General features: G+C 75.8%; 8 protein-coding genes. All 8 read right to left on the bottom strand.

Annotation, left to right across the window (positions count from 1 at the left end; translation table 11 throughout):
* Window positions 1-20: 20 nt before the first annotated feature.
* The 8 genes from ACFZBX_RS20250 to ACFZBX_RS20215 are packed head-to-tail and all read right to left on the bottom strand — an operon-like array spanning window position 21 to window position 15,857.
* The gene (locus ACFZBX_RS20250) at window positions 21-1,631 is read right to left on the bottom strand and encodes an amino acid adenylation domain-containing protein (RefSeq protein ID WP_391535125.1); all 1,611 of its coding nucleotides are present in this window, start codon (window positions 1,629-1,631) and stop codon (window positions 21-23) included.
* The gene (locus ACFZBX_RS20245; RefSeq protein WP_391535124.1) at window positions 1,628-4,510 is read right to left on the bottom strand and encodes a type I polyketide synthase; all 2,883 of its coding nucleotides are present in this window, start codon (window positions 4,508-4,510) and stop codon (window positions 1,628-1,630) included. The genes ACFZBX_RS20250 and ACFZBX_RS20245 overlap by 4 nt, the downstream gene beginning before the upstream one ends.
* On the bottom strand, window positions 4,507-7,953 hold the full coding sequence (locus ACFZBX_RS20240; protein ID WP_391535123.1) for an amino acid adenylation domain-containing protein: 3,447 nt from the start codon (window positions 7,951-7,953) through the stop codon (window positions 4,507-4,509). Before ACFZBX_RS20240 ends, ACFZBX_RS20245 begins: the two co-directional genes overlap by 4 nt.
* Entirely contained in the window at window positions 7,950-8,219 is a 270-nt protein-coding gene (locus tag ACFZBX_RS20235) for a phosphopantetheine-binding protein (RefSeq protein ID WP_391535122.1), read from the bottom strand. Before ACFZBX_RS20235 ends, ACFZBX_RS20240 begins: the two co-directional genes overlap by 4 nt.
* A complete protein-coding gene (locus tag ACFZBX_RS20230; protein WP_391535121.1) occupies window positions 8,219-10,513 on the bottom strand; it encodes a type I polyketide synthase in 2,295 nt (764 codons plus the stop codon). Before ACFZBX_RS20230 ends, ACFZBX_RS20235 begins: the two co-directional genes overlap by 1 nt.
* Entirely contained in the window at window positions 10,506-13,718 is a 3,213-nt protein-coding gene (locus tag ACFZBX_RS20225) for an amino acid adenylation domain-containing protein (RefSeq protein WP_391535120.1), read from the bottom strand. The genes ACFZBX_RS20230 and ACFZBX_RS20225 overlap by 8 nt, the downstream gene beginning before the upstream one ends.
* Window positions 13,715-14,992, bottom strand: a complete 1,278-nt coding sequence (locus ACFZBX_RS20220; protein WP_391535119.1) for an MFS transporter — start codon at window positions 14,990-14,992, stop codon at window positions 13,715-13,717. The genes ACFZBX_RS20225 and ACFZBX_RS20220 overlap by 4 nt, the downstream gene beginning before the upstream one ends.
* 1 nt (window position 14,993) lies before the next feature.
* Window positions 14,994-15,857, bottom strand: coding sequence for an aminoglycoside phosphotransferase family protein (locus tag ACFZBX_RS20215; RefSeq protein WP_391535118.1), 864 nt, complete (start codon window positions 15,855-15,857; stop codon window positions 14,994-14,996).
* Between the last annotated feature and the right edge of the window lie 125 nt (window positions 15,858-15,982).

Here is a 15,982-nt window from a genome sequence, read left to right as displayed (position 1 = left end):
CCCTGCCGGGCAACGGCCGTCTACCGGCCGGGGCGGGGCGGGCGGCGGCGGGGTGGGGGTGGCAGGGCGGTGCGGTCGGCCTTGCCGTGGGCGGTGGTGGGGATGGCGGTGAGCGGGACGACGCGGGCGGGGACCATGTGCTCGGGCAGGTGGTCGGCGAGGTGGCCGCGCAGGAGGGCCTCGTCGAACTCGTCCGGGCCGCCGGCGGCCGGGACGGCGTAGGCGACCAGGGTCCGGCCGTCGCGGAGGGCCGCGATGGCGTCGCGGACCCGGGGGTGGCGGCGCAGGGTGGCCTCGATCTCGCCGAGTTCGACGCGCTGGCCGCGGATCTTCACCTGGGTGTCGATCCGGCCGAGGTAGTCGAGGTGGCCGTCCGGCGACCAGCGGGCCAGGTCCCCGGTGCGGTAGACCCGTTCGGCGCGGCCGGCGACGGGCAGTTCGACGAAGCGTTCGGCGGTGAGGTCCGGGCGGCCCGCGTAGCCGCGGGCCAGCGAGGGGCCGGCGAGCAGGAGTTCACCGGGGACGCCGACGGGGGCGAGGCCACCGGACTCGTCGACGACGTAGGCGCGGACGTTGGAGAGCGGGCGGCCGATCGGGACCAGGTCCCCGTCCTCGTGCGGGCGGCAGTGCCAGCCGGTGACGTCGATGGTGGCCTCGGCCGGTCCGTACATGTTGTGCACCGCGGCCTGCGGCAGGGCGGCGGTCAGGGTGTTGGCGAGTGCGGGCGGAAGGGCCTCGCCGCCGCACAGCACCGTGCGCAGGGTGGTGCAGAGGCCGGCCCCGGGCTCGGTGACGAACAGCGCGAGCATCGACGGCACGAAGTGGACCATGGTGACCCCGTGCCGCCGGATCAGCTCGACCAGTGCCTGCGGGTCGCGGTGGGCGTCCGGCGGCGCGACGGCCAGGGTGCCGCCCGCGAGGAAGGCGAGCAGGAGTTCCCAGATGGAGACGTCGAAGGTGTACGGGGTCTTCTGCAGCAGGACGTCGGAGGGGCCGAGCCGGTGCCGCGCCAGCATTCCGGCGAGCCGGTTGGCGAGGGCGGCGTGGGGCAGTTCGACGCCCTTGGGCTCGCCGGTGGAGCCGGAGGTGAAGATGACGCAGCAGAGGCCGTCGACGACGGCGGGCTCCGCGCGGTGGTGCCGCCAGTCGAGCGGCACCGGGGCGCCGGCGGACGGGTCGTCATCAGGCGGTGCGCCGGTCAGCGGGAGGACCGGGACCGGGTGCCCGTCCGGCAGGGGCGGCGCGGTGTCGTCGGTGAGCAGCAGGGCCGCCCGGGTGGAGTCCAGCATGGCGCGGAGCCGCACCGGCGGGTGCCGCGGGTCCAGCGGGACGTACGCGGCGCCGGAGAGCAGGACGCCGAGGACGGCGGTGACCAGCGCGGGGCCGCGGCGGGCGGACAGGCCGACCACCGCGCCGGGGCCGATGCCCCGGGCGGTGAGCCGGCTCGCCAGGGCGGCGGCGTCGTCGAGGAGTTGGCGGTAGGTGAGGGCGTCGTCCCCGTACCGCAGGGCGGTCGCGTCGGGCGTGCGGGCGGCCTGCCGGCAGATGGCCTCGTGGACGGGGGTGCGCGGGGCGGGCGTCGGGTCGGGGTTGAAGCCGAGCAGGGTCGGCAGGTCGGTGCGGGCGCTCATCCGGCCACCGCCTCCACCGCCTGGGCGGCGATCGCGCGCGGGGTCGGGGAGCCGGCGAGGGCGGCGATGTCGATCGGGGCGTCGAGCGCGCGCTGGACCTGGGAGATCATCCGGATGAAGAGCAGGGACTCCCCGCCGAGGGCGAAGAAGTCGGAGTCGGCACCGATGCCGGGGACGCCCAGCAGGGTCCGCCAGATGGCGAGGACCTGTCCGAGCGGCGTGTCCACGGCGCTGTCGGCGTCGGAAGGGGCGGCGGCAGGAGCGGCGGCAGGGACGGGGACGGACGGCGCGGAGCCGTCGAGCCAGTGCCGGGTGGCGGCGAAGGGATGGGTGGGCAGCACGGCCCGTGCGGCGGGGGCGCCGGCGCGGACGGCGGGCCAGTCCAGGTCGACGCCGTGCGCCCAGAGCTGCCCGAGGCCGTCGAGCAGGTCGGCGCGCCGGCGCTGCAGGGCGACCATGGCGGCGTGCCGGACGGCGGGGATCTGCCGGGCGCTGCCGATCAGTCCGGTGCCGGGACCGACCTCGACCAGGACCAGCCGGGAGCGGTCCGCGACGGCCTCCACCGCGTCCTGGTAGCGGACGGGACTGCGCAACTGCCCGGCCCAGTAGCCGGCCGGGCGCACGCCGCCCACGGGCAGCAGGCTTCCGTCGACGCTGCTGACCACCGGGACCGTGGCCGGGCGGGCCGGGATGCCCGCCGCCGCGGCGCCGAGGGCGGTGGCGGCGTCGGCCATCATCCGGGAGTGGAAGGCGCGTTGGGCGGGCAGCGGCCGGTGCTGCACGCCCTCGGCCGCCAGCCGTTCACACAGCCGGCCGATCCCGGCGACCGGACCGGAGACCACCACGACCTCGGGGGCGTTGAACGAGGCGAGGTCCAGGGCGTCGAAGTCCGCGAGCCGGCGGCGGACCTCCGGCTCTGCGGCGAGGACGGCGACCATCCGGCCCTCGGGGGCCCGCTGCATCAGCGCCCCGCGTTCGGCCACCAGCCGCAGCATCTCCTCGGGGGTGAGTTCCCCCGCGAGCGCGGCGGCGGCGAACTCGCCGACCGAGTGGCCGATCAGCGCCGCGGGCTTCACCCCGAGCGAGAGCAGCAGCCGGCCGAGCGCGTACTCGTGCAGGGCCAGGGCGGGCTGGGTGAGGTCGGTGCGGTGGACCAGCCCCTGCGGGTCGTCGCCGAGCAGCAGTTCGCGCAGGTCGACGCCGAGCAGGCCGTGGACGTGGTCGGCGCCCCGGTCGAGGTCGGCGGCGAATCCCGGGAACCGGTGGTACGCCCAGGCGGCCATGCCGGGGGCCTCGGCGCCCTGGCCGGGGAAGAGCAGCACCACCTCGGGCCGGCGCAGCGCGGTGCGGCGGGGAGCGCGGGTCAGCGCCCGGGCGGCGGCGGCCGGTTCGTCGGCGACCACGGCGAGGCGGTGCGGGAAGTGCCGGCGGTGTTCGCGGCCGGTGACGGCGGCGTCGCGCAGCGGCCGGCCGGGGTGTTCGGCCAGGTGGTCGGCGAGTCGCCGGGCGGCGGTCCGCAGGGCGTCGTCGCTGCGGGCGGAGACCACCAGCAGCTCGGGGCCCTCGGCCGGGGGCGGCGCCGGTTCGGCGGGCGGGGCCTCGGTGAGGACGACGTGGACGTTGGTGCCGCCGAGGCCGAAGGAGCTGACGGCGGCCCGCCGGGGCGTCCCGGGTGTGCCGGGCCAGTCGCGGGCGGCCGTGTCCACGGTGAACGGGCTTGCCGGGTCCAGCAGTTCGGCGCGCGGCCGGCCGACTCCGGCGAGCGGAGGGAGCCGCCGGGTGCGGAGCGCGAGGACGGCCTTGATCAGCCCGGCCACACCGGCGGCGGCGGACAGGTGGCCGATGTTCGCCTTGACCGAGCCGAGCGAGCAGCGGGCCGCGCCGGGCTTGAACACCTCGTGCAGCGCCGCGAGTTCGATCGCGTCGCCGACCTCGGTGGCGGTGCCGTGCGCCTCCAGGTAGCCGACGGTCGCCGGGTCGACGCCGGCCGCGGCGTAGGCGCGGGTCAGCACGTCGACCTGGCCGGCCACGCCGGGCGCGGTGTAGCCGACCTTCGCGGCGCCGTCGTTGTTGATCGCGGAGCCGGAGATCAGGGCGTGCACCAGGTCGCCGTCCCGGCGGGCGTCCTCGGCGCGTTTGAGCGCGACCACGCCGACGCCGCTTCCGGGCACGGTTCCGTTGGCGGTGGCGTCGAACGGGCGGCAGCTCCCGTCCGGCGACATGATGCCCTTGGGCTCGTAGTGGTAGCCGGACCGCTGGGGCAGCGCGAGGTAGGCGCCGCCGGCCAGCGCCGTGTCGCAGTCGCCGGTGCGCAGGCTCTGGCAGGCCAGGTGGACGGCGGCCAGCGAGGTGGAACAGGCGCTCTGGACGGTGATCGCCGGGCCGCCGAGGCCCAGCCGGTAGGCGATCCTGGTCGCCAGGTGGTCCTTCTCGTTGGCGAGCACCACGGAGAGCAGCCCGTCCGTCTCCAGGACGGCCGGGTCGGCCAGGACGTGCTGCTGGAGGTAGTAGTTGTAGCCCGCGCCGGCGAACACGCCGACCCGGCCCGGCGGGGCGTCGGTGATCAGGCCGCCCGACTCCAGGGCCTCCCAGGCGGTCTGCAGCAGCAGCCGGTGCTGCGGGTCCATCAGGTCCGCCTCGCGGGGCGGGATGCCGAAGAAGGCGGAGTCGAACAGCTCCGGGTCGGCGACGGTGCCGCGCACCGGGACGTAGCCGGGGTCGTCGAGCCGCGTGGCGGGGACGCCGGCCGCGAGCAGTTCCGCGCGGTCGAGGCGGCTGACGGTGATCCGGCCGGCCAGCAGGTTCGACCAGTACGCGTCCAGGTCGGCGGCGCCGGGAAACCGGCCGGCCATGCCGACGACGGCGATCTCCTGGCTCATCTCGGTACTCCCGTGGTCGTCGGTACGGCCGTGGTCGTCGTGCGCAGGTGGGCGGCCATGGTCCGCACGGTGGGGAAGCGGTACAGGTCGGTCAGCGGGATCGGTCGGCCGCCCAGCTGCTCCTGGAGCCGGCGGCGGACCAGGGCGACGCCCAGCGAATCGCCGCCGACGTCGAAGAAGCCCTCGTCGGTGTCGAAGTCGTCGGTGCCGAGCACGCCGGCCCAGATCCCCGAGATCAGCTCCTCCAGATCGGCGGCGGGGGCGGGGGAGGGCGCGGCGACGGGAGCCGGGGCGGCCGGGGCGGACAGCGCGGCGAGGGCGCGCAGGTCGACCTTGCCGTTGCGGTCCAGCGGGAAGGCGTCCACGGCGAGCCAGCGCTGTGGGCGCTCGTAGGCGGCGAGCCCGGGTTCGACGGCGGCGCGGACCGCGGAGAGCAGGTCGGCGGGTGCCTTGACGGCCGCGCACAGCCGCCCGTCGGCGGCGAACACCACGGCGTCCAGGACGCCGGGCCGCTCGCGGATCCGGCGTTCCACGTCGACCGGTTCGACCCGGTGGCCGGCGATCTTCAGCTGGCGGTCGGCGCGGCCGAGGAAGCGCAGCCGTCCGTCGGCGCCCCAGCGGACCAGGTCGCCGGTGCGGTACTCGCGTTCGCCGGAGTGCTCGGTGAACGCCGCGGCGGTGCGCTCCGGGTCGCCGAGGTAGCCGTCGGCGAGGCCGGCGCCGGTGGTGCGCAGTTCGCCGACGGCGCCGGGCGGAACGGGGCGGCCGGCGCCGTCCGTGACCCGGACGCCGGTGCCGTGCACCGGTGTGCCGATCGGGAACGGGTCGGGCACCTCGTGGGCGCCGTCGGCGTGGCAGACGGTGGTGAAGGTGGTGTTCTCGGTCGGCCCGTAGCCGTTGGTGACGCGCAGCCGGCTGCACCGCCGCAGGACCCGGCGGACGTGGTCGGGCGAGACCACGCCGCCGCCGGTGAACAGCTGGCGCAGGCCGGCGAACGCCTCCGGCCGGTGGTCGGCGACCAGGTGGAAGAGGCCGGAGGTGAGCCAGGCGTGGGTGGTGCGGGAGGCGGGGAGGAAGTCGGCCAGGCCGGCGGGGGTGGGCTCCACGGGCGGGTGGACGACCACCGTGGCGCCGGTGGCGAGCGGCACCAGCAGCTCCAGGGTGGAGGCGTCGAACGCCAGCGGGGAGAGCCGCAGCATCCGCGCCCCGGCCGGGTGGGCGAACAGCAGGCCGTCATCGGCCAGCCGCAGCACCGCCCGGTGCGGGACCACGATGCCCTTGGGGTCGCCGGTGGTGCCGGAGGTGAAGGAGATGTACGCGGCCGCGCCGGGTCCGGCGGGCGCCGTGGTCCTGAGCGGGGCGGGCGAGGGGTCGGGCGCGGTGTCCGCCACGGGGTCGGGTGGTGGGCAGCGGGGGACGGCGGCGAGGGCCGGGTCGTCCGCGGCGCCCCCGATGCGGGCGGCCGGGGCGACGGCCCCGGCGATCCGTCCGCGGCGGTCGGCGGGGACGGTGGGGTCGACGGCGACATAGGTGGCGGGCAGGCTCAGCACGCCGAGCACGGCGACGGCCTCGGCGGCCGAGCGGGGCACCTCCAGCACCACCCGGTCGCCGGGCCGGACGCCGAGGGCGCGCAGCCGATCGGCCTGGGCCAGGGCCCGGGAGTGGAGGTGACGGTACGTCAGAACGGTTCCGGTGTGCGGGTCGTCGACGGCGACCGCGTGCGGGTGCTGCTCGGCGTGCCGCTCGAACCGGGTCCACAGGTCGTCGCCGCCACCGCTGAACCCGCCACCGCTGAACCCGCCACCCCGGCCGAGCCGTTCGAGCCTCCGCCGCTGTCCGGCGGAGAGCCCGGTGACCTCGCCGAGCGGGGCGTCCGGCCGGGCGGCGAGTTCGGCGAGGACGCTCCGGAAGGACTCGGTGAGCTCGCCGATGTCGGCCGCGTCCTGCGCCGAAGACGCGTACTCCACGGCCAGTCTGGGCCGCCGCGACCAGTCCTGGACGAACAGCAGGGCGTCGAAGACGGAGCCGTGGCAGTGGCCCTCGTGCACCCGCCACTCCCCGTCCTCGGTGCCGAACCGGTCCGGGACCAGGTCGTGGTGGGCGGCGAAGCCGAGCTGGGCGACCGGGTTGCGGGCGGCGTCGACCTCGCCGGCGAGCGCGCCGACCACCCGGGCGAAGGGCAGGTCGGCGTCGCTGACGGCGTCGGCGAGCGCGGCCGCGGTGGCGCGTACGTAGGCGGTGGCGCTCTGGAGGTCCCCGGTCCGGCAGCGGACCGGGACGATCCGGGTGCACAGGCCGACGAGGTCGGCCATGCCGGCCTCGAACCGGCCGGAGGCGGCCACGCCGAGCAGCAGGTCCGAGGTGCCGGCGCGGCGGGCGGCGGCCAGGGCCCAGGCGGCGAGCAGCACGGAGGTGACGGTGGTCCGGGCGTGCCGGGCGAGCCCCTCCACGCTCTCGGCGACGGCGGGCTCCAGTGCGAAGACCAGGCGTTCGCCCCGCCCGTCGGCCTCCTCCGCGCGGAGGCGGTCGGTGGGCAGGGTGGCGACCAGCGGGGCGCCGGCCAGCCGCGTGGTCACCCGCCCGGTGGCGGCGGCGAGTTCACCGGCCGCCTCCTTGGCGGCGAGGCGGGTGGCCGTCCACTCGGGGGACGGGGCGGTGGCGGGCAGCGCGCCGGGCCCGTCCTGGTAGAGGCGGGCGAACTCGCGCCACAGCACGCCGATGCTCCACCCGTCGACCAGCGCGTGGTGCACCAGCACGGTGAGCAGGGTCCGTTCGTCCGCGTCCGGATGCTTCCCCGTCTCGGTGCGGACGAACACCACCGGCGGCTCCTCGAAGGGCCGCAGCAGTTCGGCGGCGCGCCGCCCGTACAGCTCGTGGACGGCCCTGACCGGGTCGGTGCCGGCGGGCAGGCCCTGGTGCAGCAGCCGTGGGGTGTGCCCGGGCGGCAGGACGGTCCGGCGGGCGCCCTGGCCGTGCTCGTGGAACACGGTGCGCAGCGACTCGTGCCGGGCGGTGAGCGCGCGCAGGGCGGCCTCGGTGCGGGCGGGGTCCAGCCCGCCGGGTGGCTCCAGTGTGAACATCAGGTGGTACGTCCGGTCGCGGCCGGCCAGGTGCGCGGCCAGCATGGCCTTCTGGCCGGGCAGCAGTTCCCGGTCGAGCGCCTCGGTGGCCGCCTCGCCCGGCGCGGGCTCGGTGCGGACGTAGTCGCGCGCCCCGGCCAGGGCCTCGGCCAGCGGGAGCGCGCCGAGCAGCCGGGCGACGTCGACGTCCTTGGCCAGTTCGCGCTGGCCGCCCGCGCCGAGCGCGATCGCCTGCAGCGAGGTGCCGCCCAGGGCGGTGAAGGACTCCCGCGCGGCGCGGCCCGCGACCTCCGCGGCCGGAAGGCCGAGGAGGTCGGCGGCCAGCGGGAGCCACTCGGCGAGCGGTCCGGCCGGGAGGGTCATGCCCGGCCGCCTTCGGCGACCCGCTCCGGCCCGGCCTTCGCGGCGGCGGCCAGCAGGTCGCCGAAGCGCGGGTTCTCCAGGACGTGGTTGAGCTCGACGGCGAGGCCGAGTTCCTGGCGGACCAGGGTGGAGAGCCGAAGGGCGCTGAGCGAGTGCCCGCCGAGGTCGAAGAAGTCGTCGTCCCGGTCGACGGCGTCCACGCCGAGGACCTCCATCCAGATCTGCTCGAACCCGGCGGCCCGTGCCATGTCCAGGTGCTCGCTCATCACAGGTGCCTCTCCTTGGCCGTGGGGGGAATGTCGAGGTAGTGGCGGGTCGGGGCGAAGGGGTAGCCGGGGGCGGGGACCCGGCGCAGCCCCTCGTCGAGCGCGGGGTCCCAGGGGCCGCCGATGCCCATCTCCCAGAGCAGGCCGACCGAGGCGAGCAGCCGGTCGTAGCCGTTGGACAGCGGTGGCGGCTCGACGTCGACGTGCGGCAGCACCTGGGTGGAGATCTCCAGCCAGGCGGCCGGGTCGGGGCCGGCGGCGGGCGGGGCGAAGCTCCGGTCGTGCTCCTCGTGCAGCCGGACCGCCCAGTAGCCGGGGTCCGCGGCCTGCGCGGCCGTGACCGGGGTGCCGTCCGGGGTGTACAGCGGGACGGCCGGCTCGGCGCAGCGCAGGCCGTCGGCGGGCCGGCCGAGGGTCAGGCCGATCGCGTCGGTGAAGTCCAGCACGCCCGCCGCGCAGGCCGCGGCGAGGGCGCCGACGCCCTGGCCGACCAGGGCGGAGGGGCGGACGCCGCGCCGTCGCAGGGCGTCGATCCAGGCTTGGGCGAGGGCGAAGCGGCCGGCCAGCTCCCGGATCTCCAGGCCGGGCTCGCCGTCCGCGGCACGCAGCGCGGCGTAGCCCCGGTCGACGATCTGCCGGAAGTGCGGGTCCAGGTTGTAGGTGTGCGGGCTGCCGGGCAGGCGGCCGCCGCCGGTGAGGAAGTAGCCGACGCCGCGTTCGGCGTGCTGCGCGGTGGCCCGGCGGACCGGGCGCAGCGGCTTGAGCTCCTCGTCGGGCGTGCGGATCAGGCAGCCGCGCCAGGGAAGTACGGCCCGGCCGGTGCGCAGGGTGTACCCGAGGTCGGGCAGGTCCGCGGCCGGCAGGCCGGCCAGGTGCTCGTCGATCCGGGCGAGGCTGCGGGTGGCGGCCTCCTCCGTCTTGGCGGAGACCAGCAGCAGTTCGCTGCCCTCCCGGCGCCCGTGCCCGGCGGCGGGGACGGGCGGGGCCTCCTCCAGCACGACGTGGGTGTTGGTGCCGCCGATGCCGAAGGAGCTGACGCCGGCCCGGCGCACGCCGTCGATGGCCGGCCACTCGTGCGCCTCGGTGGGCACGTACAGCACCGACTTGTCGAGTTCCAGCGCGGGGTTGGCCTCGGTGAACCGGGCGACCGGGGGGATGGTGCGGTTCTTCAGGGCGAGGACGGTCTTGACGACGCCGACCACGCCGGCCGCGGTGTCCAGGTGGCCCATGATCGACTTCAGCGCGCCGAGGGCGACGGGCTGCCGCTCCGGGCGGTCGGTGTCGAAGACCGTGCGCAGCGCGGAGACCTCGATGGGGTCGCCCAGGACGGTGCCGGTGCCGTGGGCCTCGACCAGGCCGATGGCGTCCGGTTCGAGTCCGGCGACGGCCAGCGCGGAGCGGATCGCGGTGGCCTGGCCCTCCGGTCCGGGGGCGGTGAAGCCGGCCTTGCGGGCGCCGTCGTTGACGGCTGCGGTCCCGGCGATCACCGCGTGCACGGTGTCGTTGTCCCGGATCGCGTCCTCCAGCCGCTTGAGCACCAGGATGGCGCCGCCGTCGGCGTCCACCGTGCCCTGGGCCTGGCTGTCGAAGGTCCGGCAGCGGCCGTCGGGGGAGAAGATCCCGCCGGGCTCGTAGAAGTGGCCGCGCCGGGTGGGCGGTGCCACCGAGGCGGCGCCGGCCAGCGCGATGTCGGCCTCGTAGGTGAGCAGGCTCTGCACCGCCAGGTGGACCGCGACCAGCGAGGTGGAGCAGGCGGTCTGCACGGTGAAGGCGGTGCCCTGGAGGTTGAGCTTGTAGGCGATCCGGGTGGCGGCGAAGTCCTTGTCGCTGGAGATCAGGATCTGTAGGCCGCCGGCGGACTTCACCGCGCGGGCGTTGGGCCACAGCACGTCCAGCAGGTAGACGTTCAGCCCGGTGCCGACGTGCACGGCGATCCGGTTGCCGTCCGGGGCGATCGGCGGGTAGCCGGCGTGTTCCAGGGCGCTCCAGGCGCACTCCAGCAGGACCCGCTGCTGCGGGTCCATCAGGACGCAGTCCTGCGGGGAGTAGCCGAACAGCCGGCCGTCGAAGCGGTCGTAGTCGTCCAGCACCGAGCGGGCCGGGACGAAGTCCGGGTGGTCGATCACCTCGTCCGGGTAGCCCCAGCTGCTCAGCTGCTCGCGGTCGAAGAAGCTCATCGCCTCGACGCCGTGCTCGATGTTGTGCCAGAAGCGGTCCAGGTCCCGTCCGGCGCCGGGCAGCCGGATGCCCATCCCGATGATGGCGATCCGGTCCTGTGCCAGGTTGTCAGGCATGATCGTCCCCTCTGCTCAGTCGCCGCCGGCGGGCGAGCTGTTCGCGGCCCTTCCGGCGTTGTGCGAGCCGTTGGTCGTCGGCGGGCGCGGTCGGCGCCGGCCGGAAGTGGGCGGCGCAGGACGCCGCCGTGCCGAAGCGGAAGAGGTCGGTCACCGAGATCTCCAGGCCGATCTCCGCCATCCGCTGCTGCACCGTGATCAGGGCGAAGCTGTGGCCGCCCACGTCGAAGAAGTTGTCGCCCGGCTCCAGGTCGGGCCGGCGCAGCACCTCGGCCCAGAGCGCCCGGATCCGCTCGGTCAGCGAGTCGGTCGACGAGCCGGTCGGGGGACCGTCGCCGGAGCGCACCGGGGCGGCGGGCGCGGTCGGCGGCGCGGTGCGCTCGGCGAGCAGCCGACGGGTGTCGACCTTGCCGTTGGCGTTCAGCGGGACGCGCTCCACCGGGACGATCCGGGAGGGCACCATGTACCCGGGCAGTTCCTCGCGGACCAGCGCGCGCAGTTCGCGCTCGCCGCCGACGCCGGGGTCGGCGACCACGAAGGCGAGCAGTTCGTCGCCGTCCGCGGCGGCCACGCAGGACCGCACGCCGGGCTGGCGCAGGAACGCGGCCTCCACGTCGGCCAGTTCCACCCGGAAGCCGCGCACCTTGACCTGGCCGTCCTCCCGGCCGAGGTAGACGAGCCGGCCGTCGGGCGCCCACTTGGCGAGGTCTCCGGTCCGGTACAGCGTGCCGGGGGCGTACGGGTCGGCGGCGAAGCGCTCGGCGGTCAGCTCGGGCATGCCGAGGTACCCGGCGGCGACCAGCTCGCCGCCGACGTACAGTTCGCCGGGCACGTTGATCCCGGTCGGCCGCCTCCGGTCGTCCAGCACATAGCAGCGGGCGGAGGGCAGCGGCACCCCGATGTCGCCCTCCCGCGCCCCGCCGAGCCGGTCGGCCGGGACCTCGGCGACGGTGACGTGGATGGTGCCCTCGGTGATCCCGTACATGTTGACGAAGACCGCGGGCAGCCGCTCCGGGTCGACCAGCGAGGCGAGGCGGGACCAGCTGAGCGCCTCGCCCGCCAGGACCACGTACCGCACCGGGGACTTTTCCGGGCCGAGCGTGTCGAAGAACGGCGGCAGCACCCGGTACAGGGCGCCGGGGGTGAGGCTGAGCACCGTCACCCGCTCGGCGTGCACCAGCCGGGCCAGGCGCGGCGGGTCGACGAGGTCGGCCTGGTCGGCGATCACCAGGCGGGCCCCGGAGGAGAGCGCGCCCCACATCTCCCAGACCGAGACGTCGAAGGAGAAGGAGTGGGCGCCCAGCCAGCGGTCGCCGGGACCGGTCTCCAGTCCGGCCGGGGTCGGGTCGCAGAGCGCGTCGAGGCCGCGGTGGCGGACCATCACGCCCTTGGGGACTCCGGTGGATCCGGAGGTGAAGATGAGGTAGGCGAGGTCGTCCGGGCCGGGCAGCGCCTCGGGAGCGGGTCGCGGGCCGTCCAGCGTGCGGGCGTCCAGCAGGGTCCGCTCCCCGGCCAGTTCGCGGGCCAGGCCGAGGGTCTCCGGTTCGACCAGCAGGACGGCGGGCGCGGCGCCGGCCAGGACCAGCTCCAGCCGCTGCCTCGGGTACTCGGGATCGAGCGGCACGTACACCCCGCCGGCCTTCCACACGCCGAGGATCGCGGCGACCACGGCCGGCGAGCGCCCCAGCAGCAGGCCCACGTGCCCGCCCTTGGCGAGTCCGGCGGCGGCGAGTCCGGCGGCGATCCGGTCGGACCAGCCCTCCAGCTCGCCGTACGTCACCCGCGCGCCCCGGTGCACCAGCGCCACCGCGTCCGGGGTGCGGGCGGCGTGGCCGCGGAACGCGCCCAGCACCGAGGGGTGCCCGGCGGGCCGCCCGGGGACGGGCGGGTTCCATTCGACGGTGAGCCGGTGGCGCTCCTGCGGCGAGACCGGGCCGGGTTCGCCGTCCTCGACGACCGCGGCCAGCAGGGTGTGGTACTGCTCCAACAGCCGCTCGGCGGTGGCCCGTTCGAACAGCTCGGTGGAGTACTCGGCGCGCAGGAACGGCGCCCCGGTCGAGACGTCCAGGGTCAGCGCGAGGTCGAACTTGGCGGCCTCGATCTCCACGTCCACCTCGGTGGTCCGCAGCCCCGCGAACTCCGGCACGGTGAAGGTGAAGTTCTGCACCGTCAGCATGGTCTGGAACAGCGGGGCGTGGCTGAGCTGCCGCTCCTCCCCGACGGCCCGCACGATCTGCTCGAACGGCACGTCCTGGTGGCCGAGCGCGCTCAGTGCGGTGCGCCAGGTGCGGGCGACCAGCTCGGCGAAGTCCGGATCGCCGGACAGGTCGACCCTGATCGGCAGGGTGTTGACCAGGCAGCCGACCAGCCGCTCCTCGGCCTCGTCCAGCCGGTTGGCCACCGGGACGCCGATCACCACCTCCTGCTGGCGGGCGTAGCCGGCCAGCACCTTGGCGTACGCCGCGAGCGCCACCCCGAACAGGGTGGTGCCGTGCTCCTTGGCCCAGGTGGTGAGCCGGCCGACCAGCGCCGGGTCGAGGGGACGGCGCAGCACCGCGCCGGCGAAGCTCAGCACGCTCGGCCGGGGGTGGTCGGTGTGCAGGGTCAACTGAGGTGCGCCGGTCAGCAGTCGGCGCCAGTTTTCGAGCCGGCGGGTGTTCTTCGACCAGAGCGCGCGCTGCGCCTCGGCGTAGTCCAGGTAGCTGGGGCCGGCCGGTGCGCCCGACCCGGTGCCGTACTCCTCGGCCAGGTCGTCCAGCAGCAGGCCGACCGCCCAGCCGTCGCAGGCGATGTGGTGCACCAGGACGACCAGGGCGTGCCGCTCCCGGTCCCAGGAGAGGAGGTGGGCGCGCAGCACCCGGCCGCCGGCCAGGTCGAACGGGCGGGCGGCCTCGGCGGCCACCAGCTCGCGCAGCTGGGCGTCCTGCCCGGCGCGGTCGGCGGGGCCGCCGTCCAGCAGGGTGATCTCAGGCTCGGCGTCCTCGATCACCCGCTGGACCAACTCGCCGTCGTGCAGGGCGAATCCGGTCCGGAGCACCTCGTGCTTGGCACCCACCCGGCGCAGCGCGCCGCTCAGGGCGGCGCGGTCGAGGGCGCCCTCCATGCGCAGCGCGAACGCCACCACGTAGGCGGGGTTGCCCGGTTGGAGTTCGTTGAGGAAGTAGAAGCGCTCCTGGGCGAAGGAGGCGCGTGCGGTGCGGGTCATACCGGTTCCTCCGTGTCCACGGCGGTGTCGTGCGCGGCGGTGAGGCCCGCCATCGCCTTGGCGCTGCGCCGGGCGGCCGGTCCGATCAGCAGCGCGGCGACGGCCATCAGCGCGGCGAGCGCCGCCCAGCCCCAGAAGCCCTGGGCGATGACCAGGCCGGAGAACAGCACCGGGCCGGCCACGTTCTGGGTCGCCACGTGCAGGTCGAAGGTGCCCAGGTACTCGCCCTCGGCGTGTTTGGGGGCGAGGCCCAGGGCCAGGCCCCAGGCGGAGGCGGACTGCATCACCTCGGCCACCGACAGGGCCAGCACGGTGGCGACGATCGCGGCCACCGCCAGCGCGGTGTGGTGCCAGACGGCGGTCAGCGACACCGCGAGGCAGCCGGCCGCGATCCACAGGCCGGCCCGGCGGCCGGTGGCGGCGGCGCCCTCCAGCGTCTCGGCGCCCTTGCTGGCCCGGACCTGGAAGAGGATCACGAACGCGGTGTTGAGCACCAGCAGCAGCGGGACCAGGAAGGGCCGCACCTCGGTCCGGTTGATCGTCCACAGCGGGAGCACCACCATCAGCAGGCTGATGTGCGAGGCCAGCAGCGCGGAGACCCCGACGACGCTCAGGTAGCGCAGGTCGCGGATCGCGCCGAACGGCCGGGGCCGGCGGGCGGCGGAGCCGGGCGCGCCGGCCGGCAGCCGGGTCGCCAGGGCGGCGGCGGCGCCGAGCAGCACCGCCGAGCCGACCGGGATCGCCACCAGCAGCCGGGGGCTGAGCGCGGCGAGCGCGGCGATCCCGATGCCGACGCTGAAGCCGATGTTGAACATCGAGCGCATCATCGCGTTGAGCCGGACCCGCTCGCCGTCCGGGACGAGGGTGGCGACCATGGCGCTCTCGGTGGGACCGGTGCCGTAGTCGAGGAAGGCGATCAGGACCACCAGGACGTAGAACCCGGCCGCGTCGGAGACCACCGAGTACAGGCCGAACCCGACGGCGACCGCCGCGAACAGCGCGCACAGCAGGGTCCGCTTGGGCATCCGGTCGGCGATCATGCCGAACAGCACCGAGGAGACCAGGCCCGCGAAGCCCGCCGCGGACAGGCCGATGCCGACCTGGGCGGCGGACAGCCCGACGTGCAGGGTGAAGTAGACGACGCTGCCGCTGAGGAACACGCCCTTGCCGGTGGCCCCGGCGAAGCGGATGGCCAGCAGGCGGCGGCGCAGCGGGTCGGCGGGGATCAGCCGGGCGAGCCGGCCGGACGGTGGCGCCGTGTCGTTGCCGCTCACCTCAGTACTCACCGCGCCCGAACGCGAGCAGTTCGGTGACCCGCTCGGGGACGGGGGAGCGGGACGCGCCGAGCGGGGCCATCGCCCGGCACCAGGCGTCCAGCCGGTCGACGTCCAGCCCCGCCGCGCGGGCGAGTTCGTCGCGCCGCCACACCATGACGGACCGGTCGCGGCCCTCCAGGACGTAGTCGGCGGCGTCGAAGCAGCGCTCGCCGGCGCAGGCGATCGGGCTGCGGGCGACCAGGCCCCGGGCGGCGCAGGCCAGGACGTTGCCCAGGTGCAGGTCGCCGTGGAGCAGGACCCGGTCGGCCGGGTCGGCGAGCAGTTCGGCGGAGATCCGGCGGGAGGCGGCGCAGTCCAGGCCGCCGCGCTCGGTCCAGCCGTACATCAGTTCCAGCCAGTCGGTGATCCGGCGCGGCGCGGCATCGGGGTCGCCGGCCGCGTGCAGTTCGTCGAGGAAGCGCGCGTACTCGGCCGGGCCGGGCTGCTCGGGCAGGTCCTCCACCGGGGTGCCGGGGTGCACGGCCTCCAGCAGGGCGGCGCCGCGGGCGGTGGCGAGCACCTCCGGCACCCGCCCGCTGGGCGCGAACTGGTGGAGCATCGCGACCTCTTCGGCCAGCGCGTAGGAGTCGGCGGCGAGCTTCAGGCTCGTCGCACCGCGCGGTCCGGTGCAGGCCAGCACCACGGAGGAGACCCCCGAGGTGAAGTCGGTCTCGACGTCGGTGCCGATCTCCAGCTCCCACTCCCGGGCCAGGGCCGCCACCTGGCCGGGCAGGGCGCCCAGCCAGCGGTGGTTGACCTTGCCGGTGCGGGCGTAGTCGGCGATCGCTTGGAATCTCGCGGTTATCTCTTCCAGATCAAGCAACGGGATCATCACCAATCGGCGGGCGGCGGACGATCTTTGACGCGATCAACGCCGACAGCCTGACGGACCCGCGTTCAAGCCGGATGGAACCCGCGTGCAAGTCCTGTTCAAAGGTGTTCGTTATG

Source organism: Kitasatospora sp. NPDC008115, assembly GCF_042957205.1.
Classification (GTDB): Bacteria; Actinomycetota; Actinomycetes; order Streptomycetales; family Streptomycetaceae; genus Kitasatospora.
Note: the sequence above shows the minus strand (reverse complement) of the source record. Positions and strands in the feature narration are given on the sequence as shown.

Excerpts from the sequence above, each read along its gene's own strand:
- ACFZBX_RS20250 (WP_391535125.1), bottom strand. The coding sequence starts at position 1,631 with ATGAGCGCCCGCACCGACCTGCCGACCCTGCTCGGCTTCAACCCCGAC.
- ACFZBX_RS20245 (WP_391535124.1), bottom strand. The coding sequence starts at position 4,510 with ATGAGCCAGGAGATCGCCGTCGTCGGCATGGCCGGCCGGTTTCCCGGC.
- ACFZBX_RS20240 (WP_391535123.1), bottom strand. The coding sequence starts at position 7,953 with ATGACCCTCCCGGCCGGACCGCTCGCCGAGTGGCTCCCGCTGGCCGCC.
- ACFZBX_RS20235 (WP_391535122.1), bottom strand. The coding sequence starts at position 8,219 with ATGAGCGAGCACCTGGACATGGCACGGGCCGCCGGGTTCGAGCAGATC.
- ACFZBX_RS20230 (WP_391535121.1), bottom strand. The coding sequence starts at position 10,513 with ATGCCTGACAACCTGGCACAGGACCGGATCGCCATCATCGGGATGGGC.
- ACFZBX_RS20225 (WP_391535120.1), bottom strand. The coding sequence starts at position 13,718 with ATGACCCGCACCGCACGCGCCTCCTTCGCCCAGGAGCGCTTCTACTTC.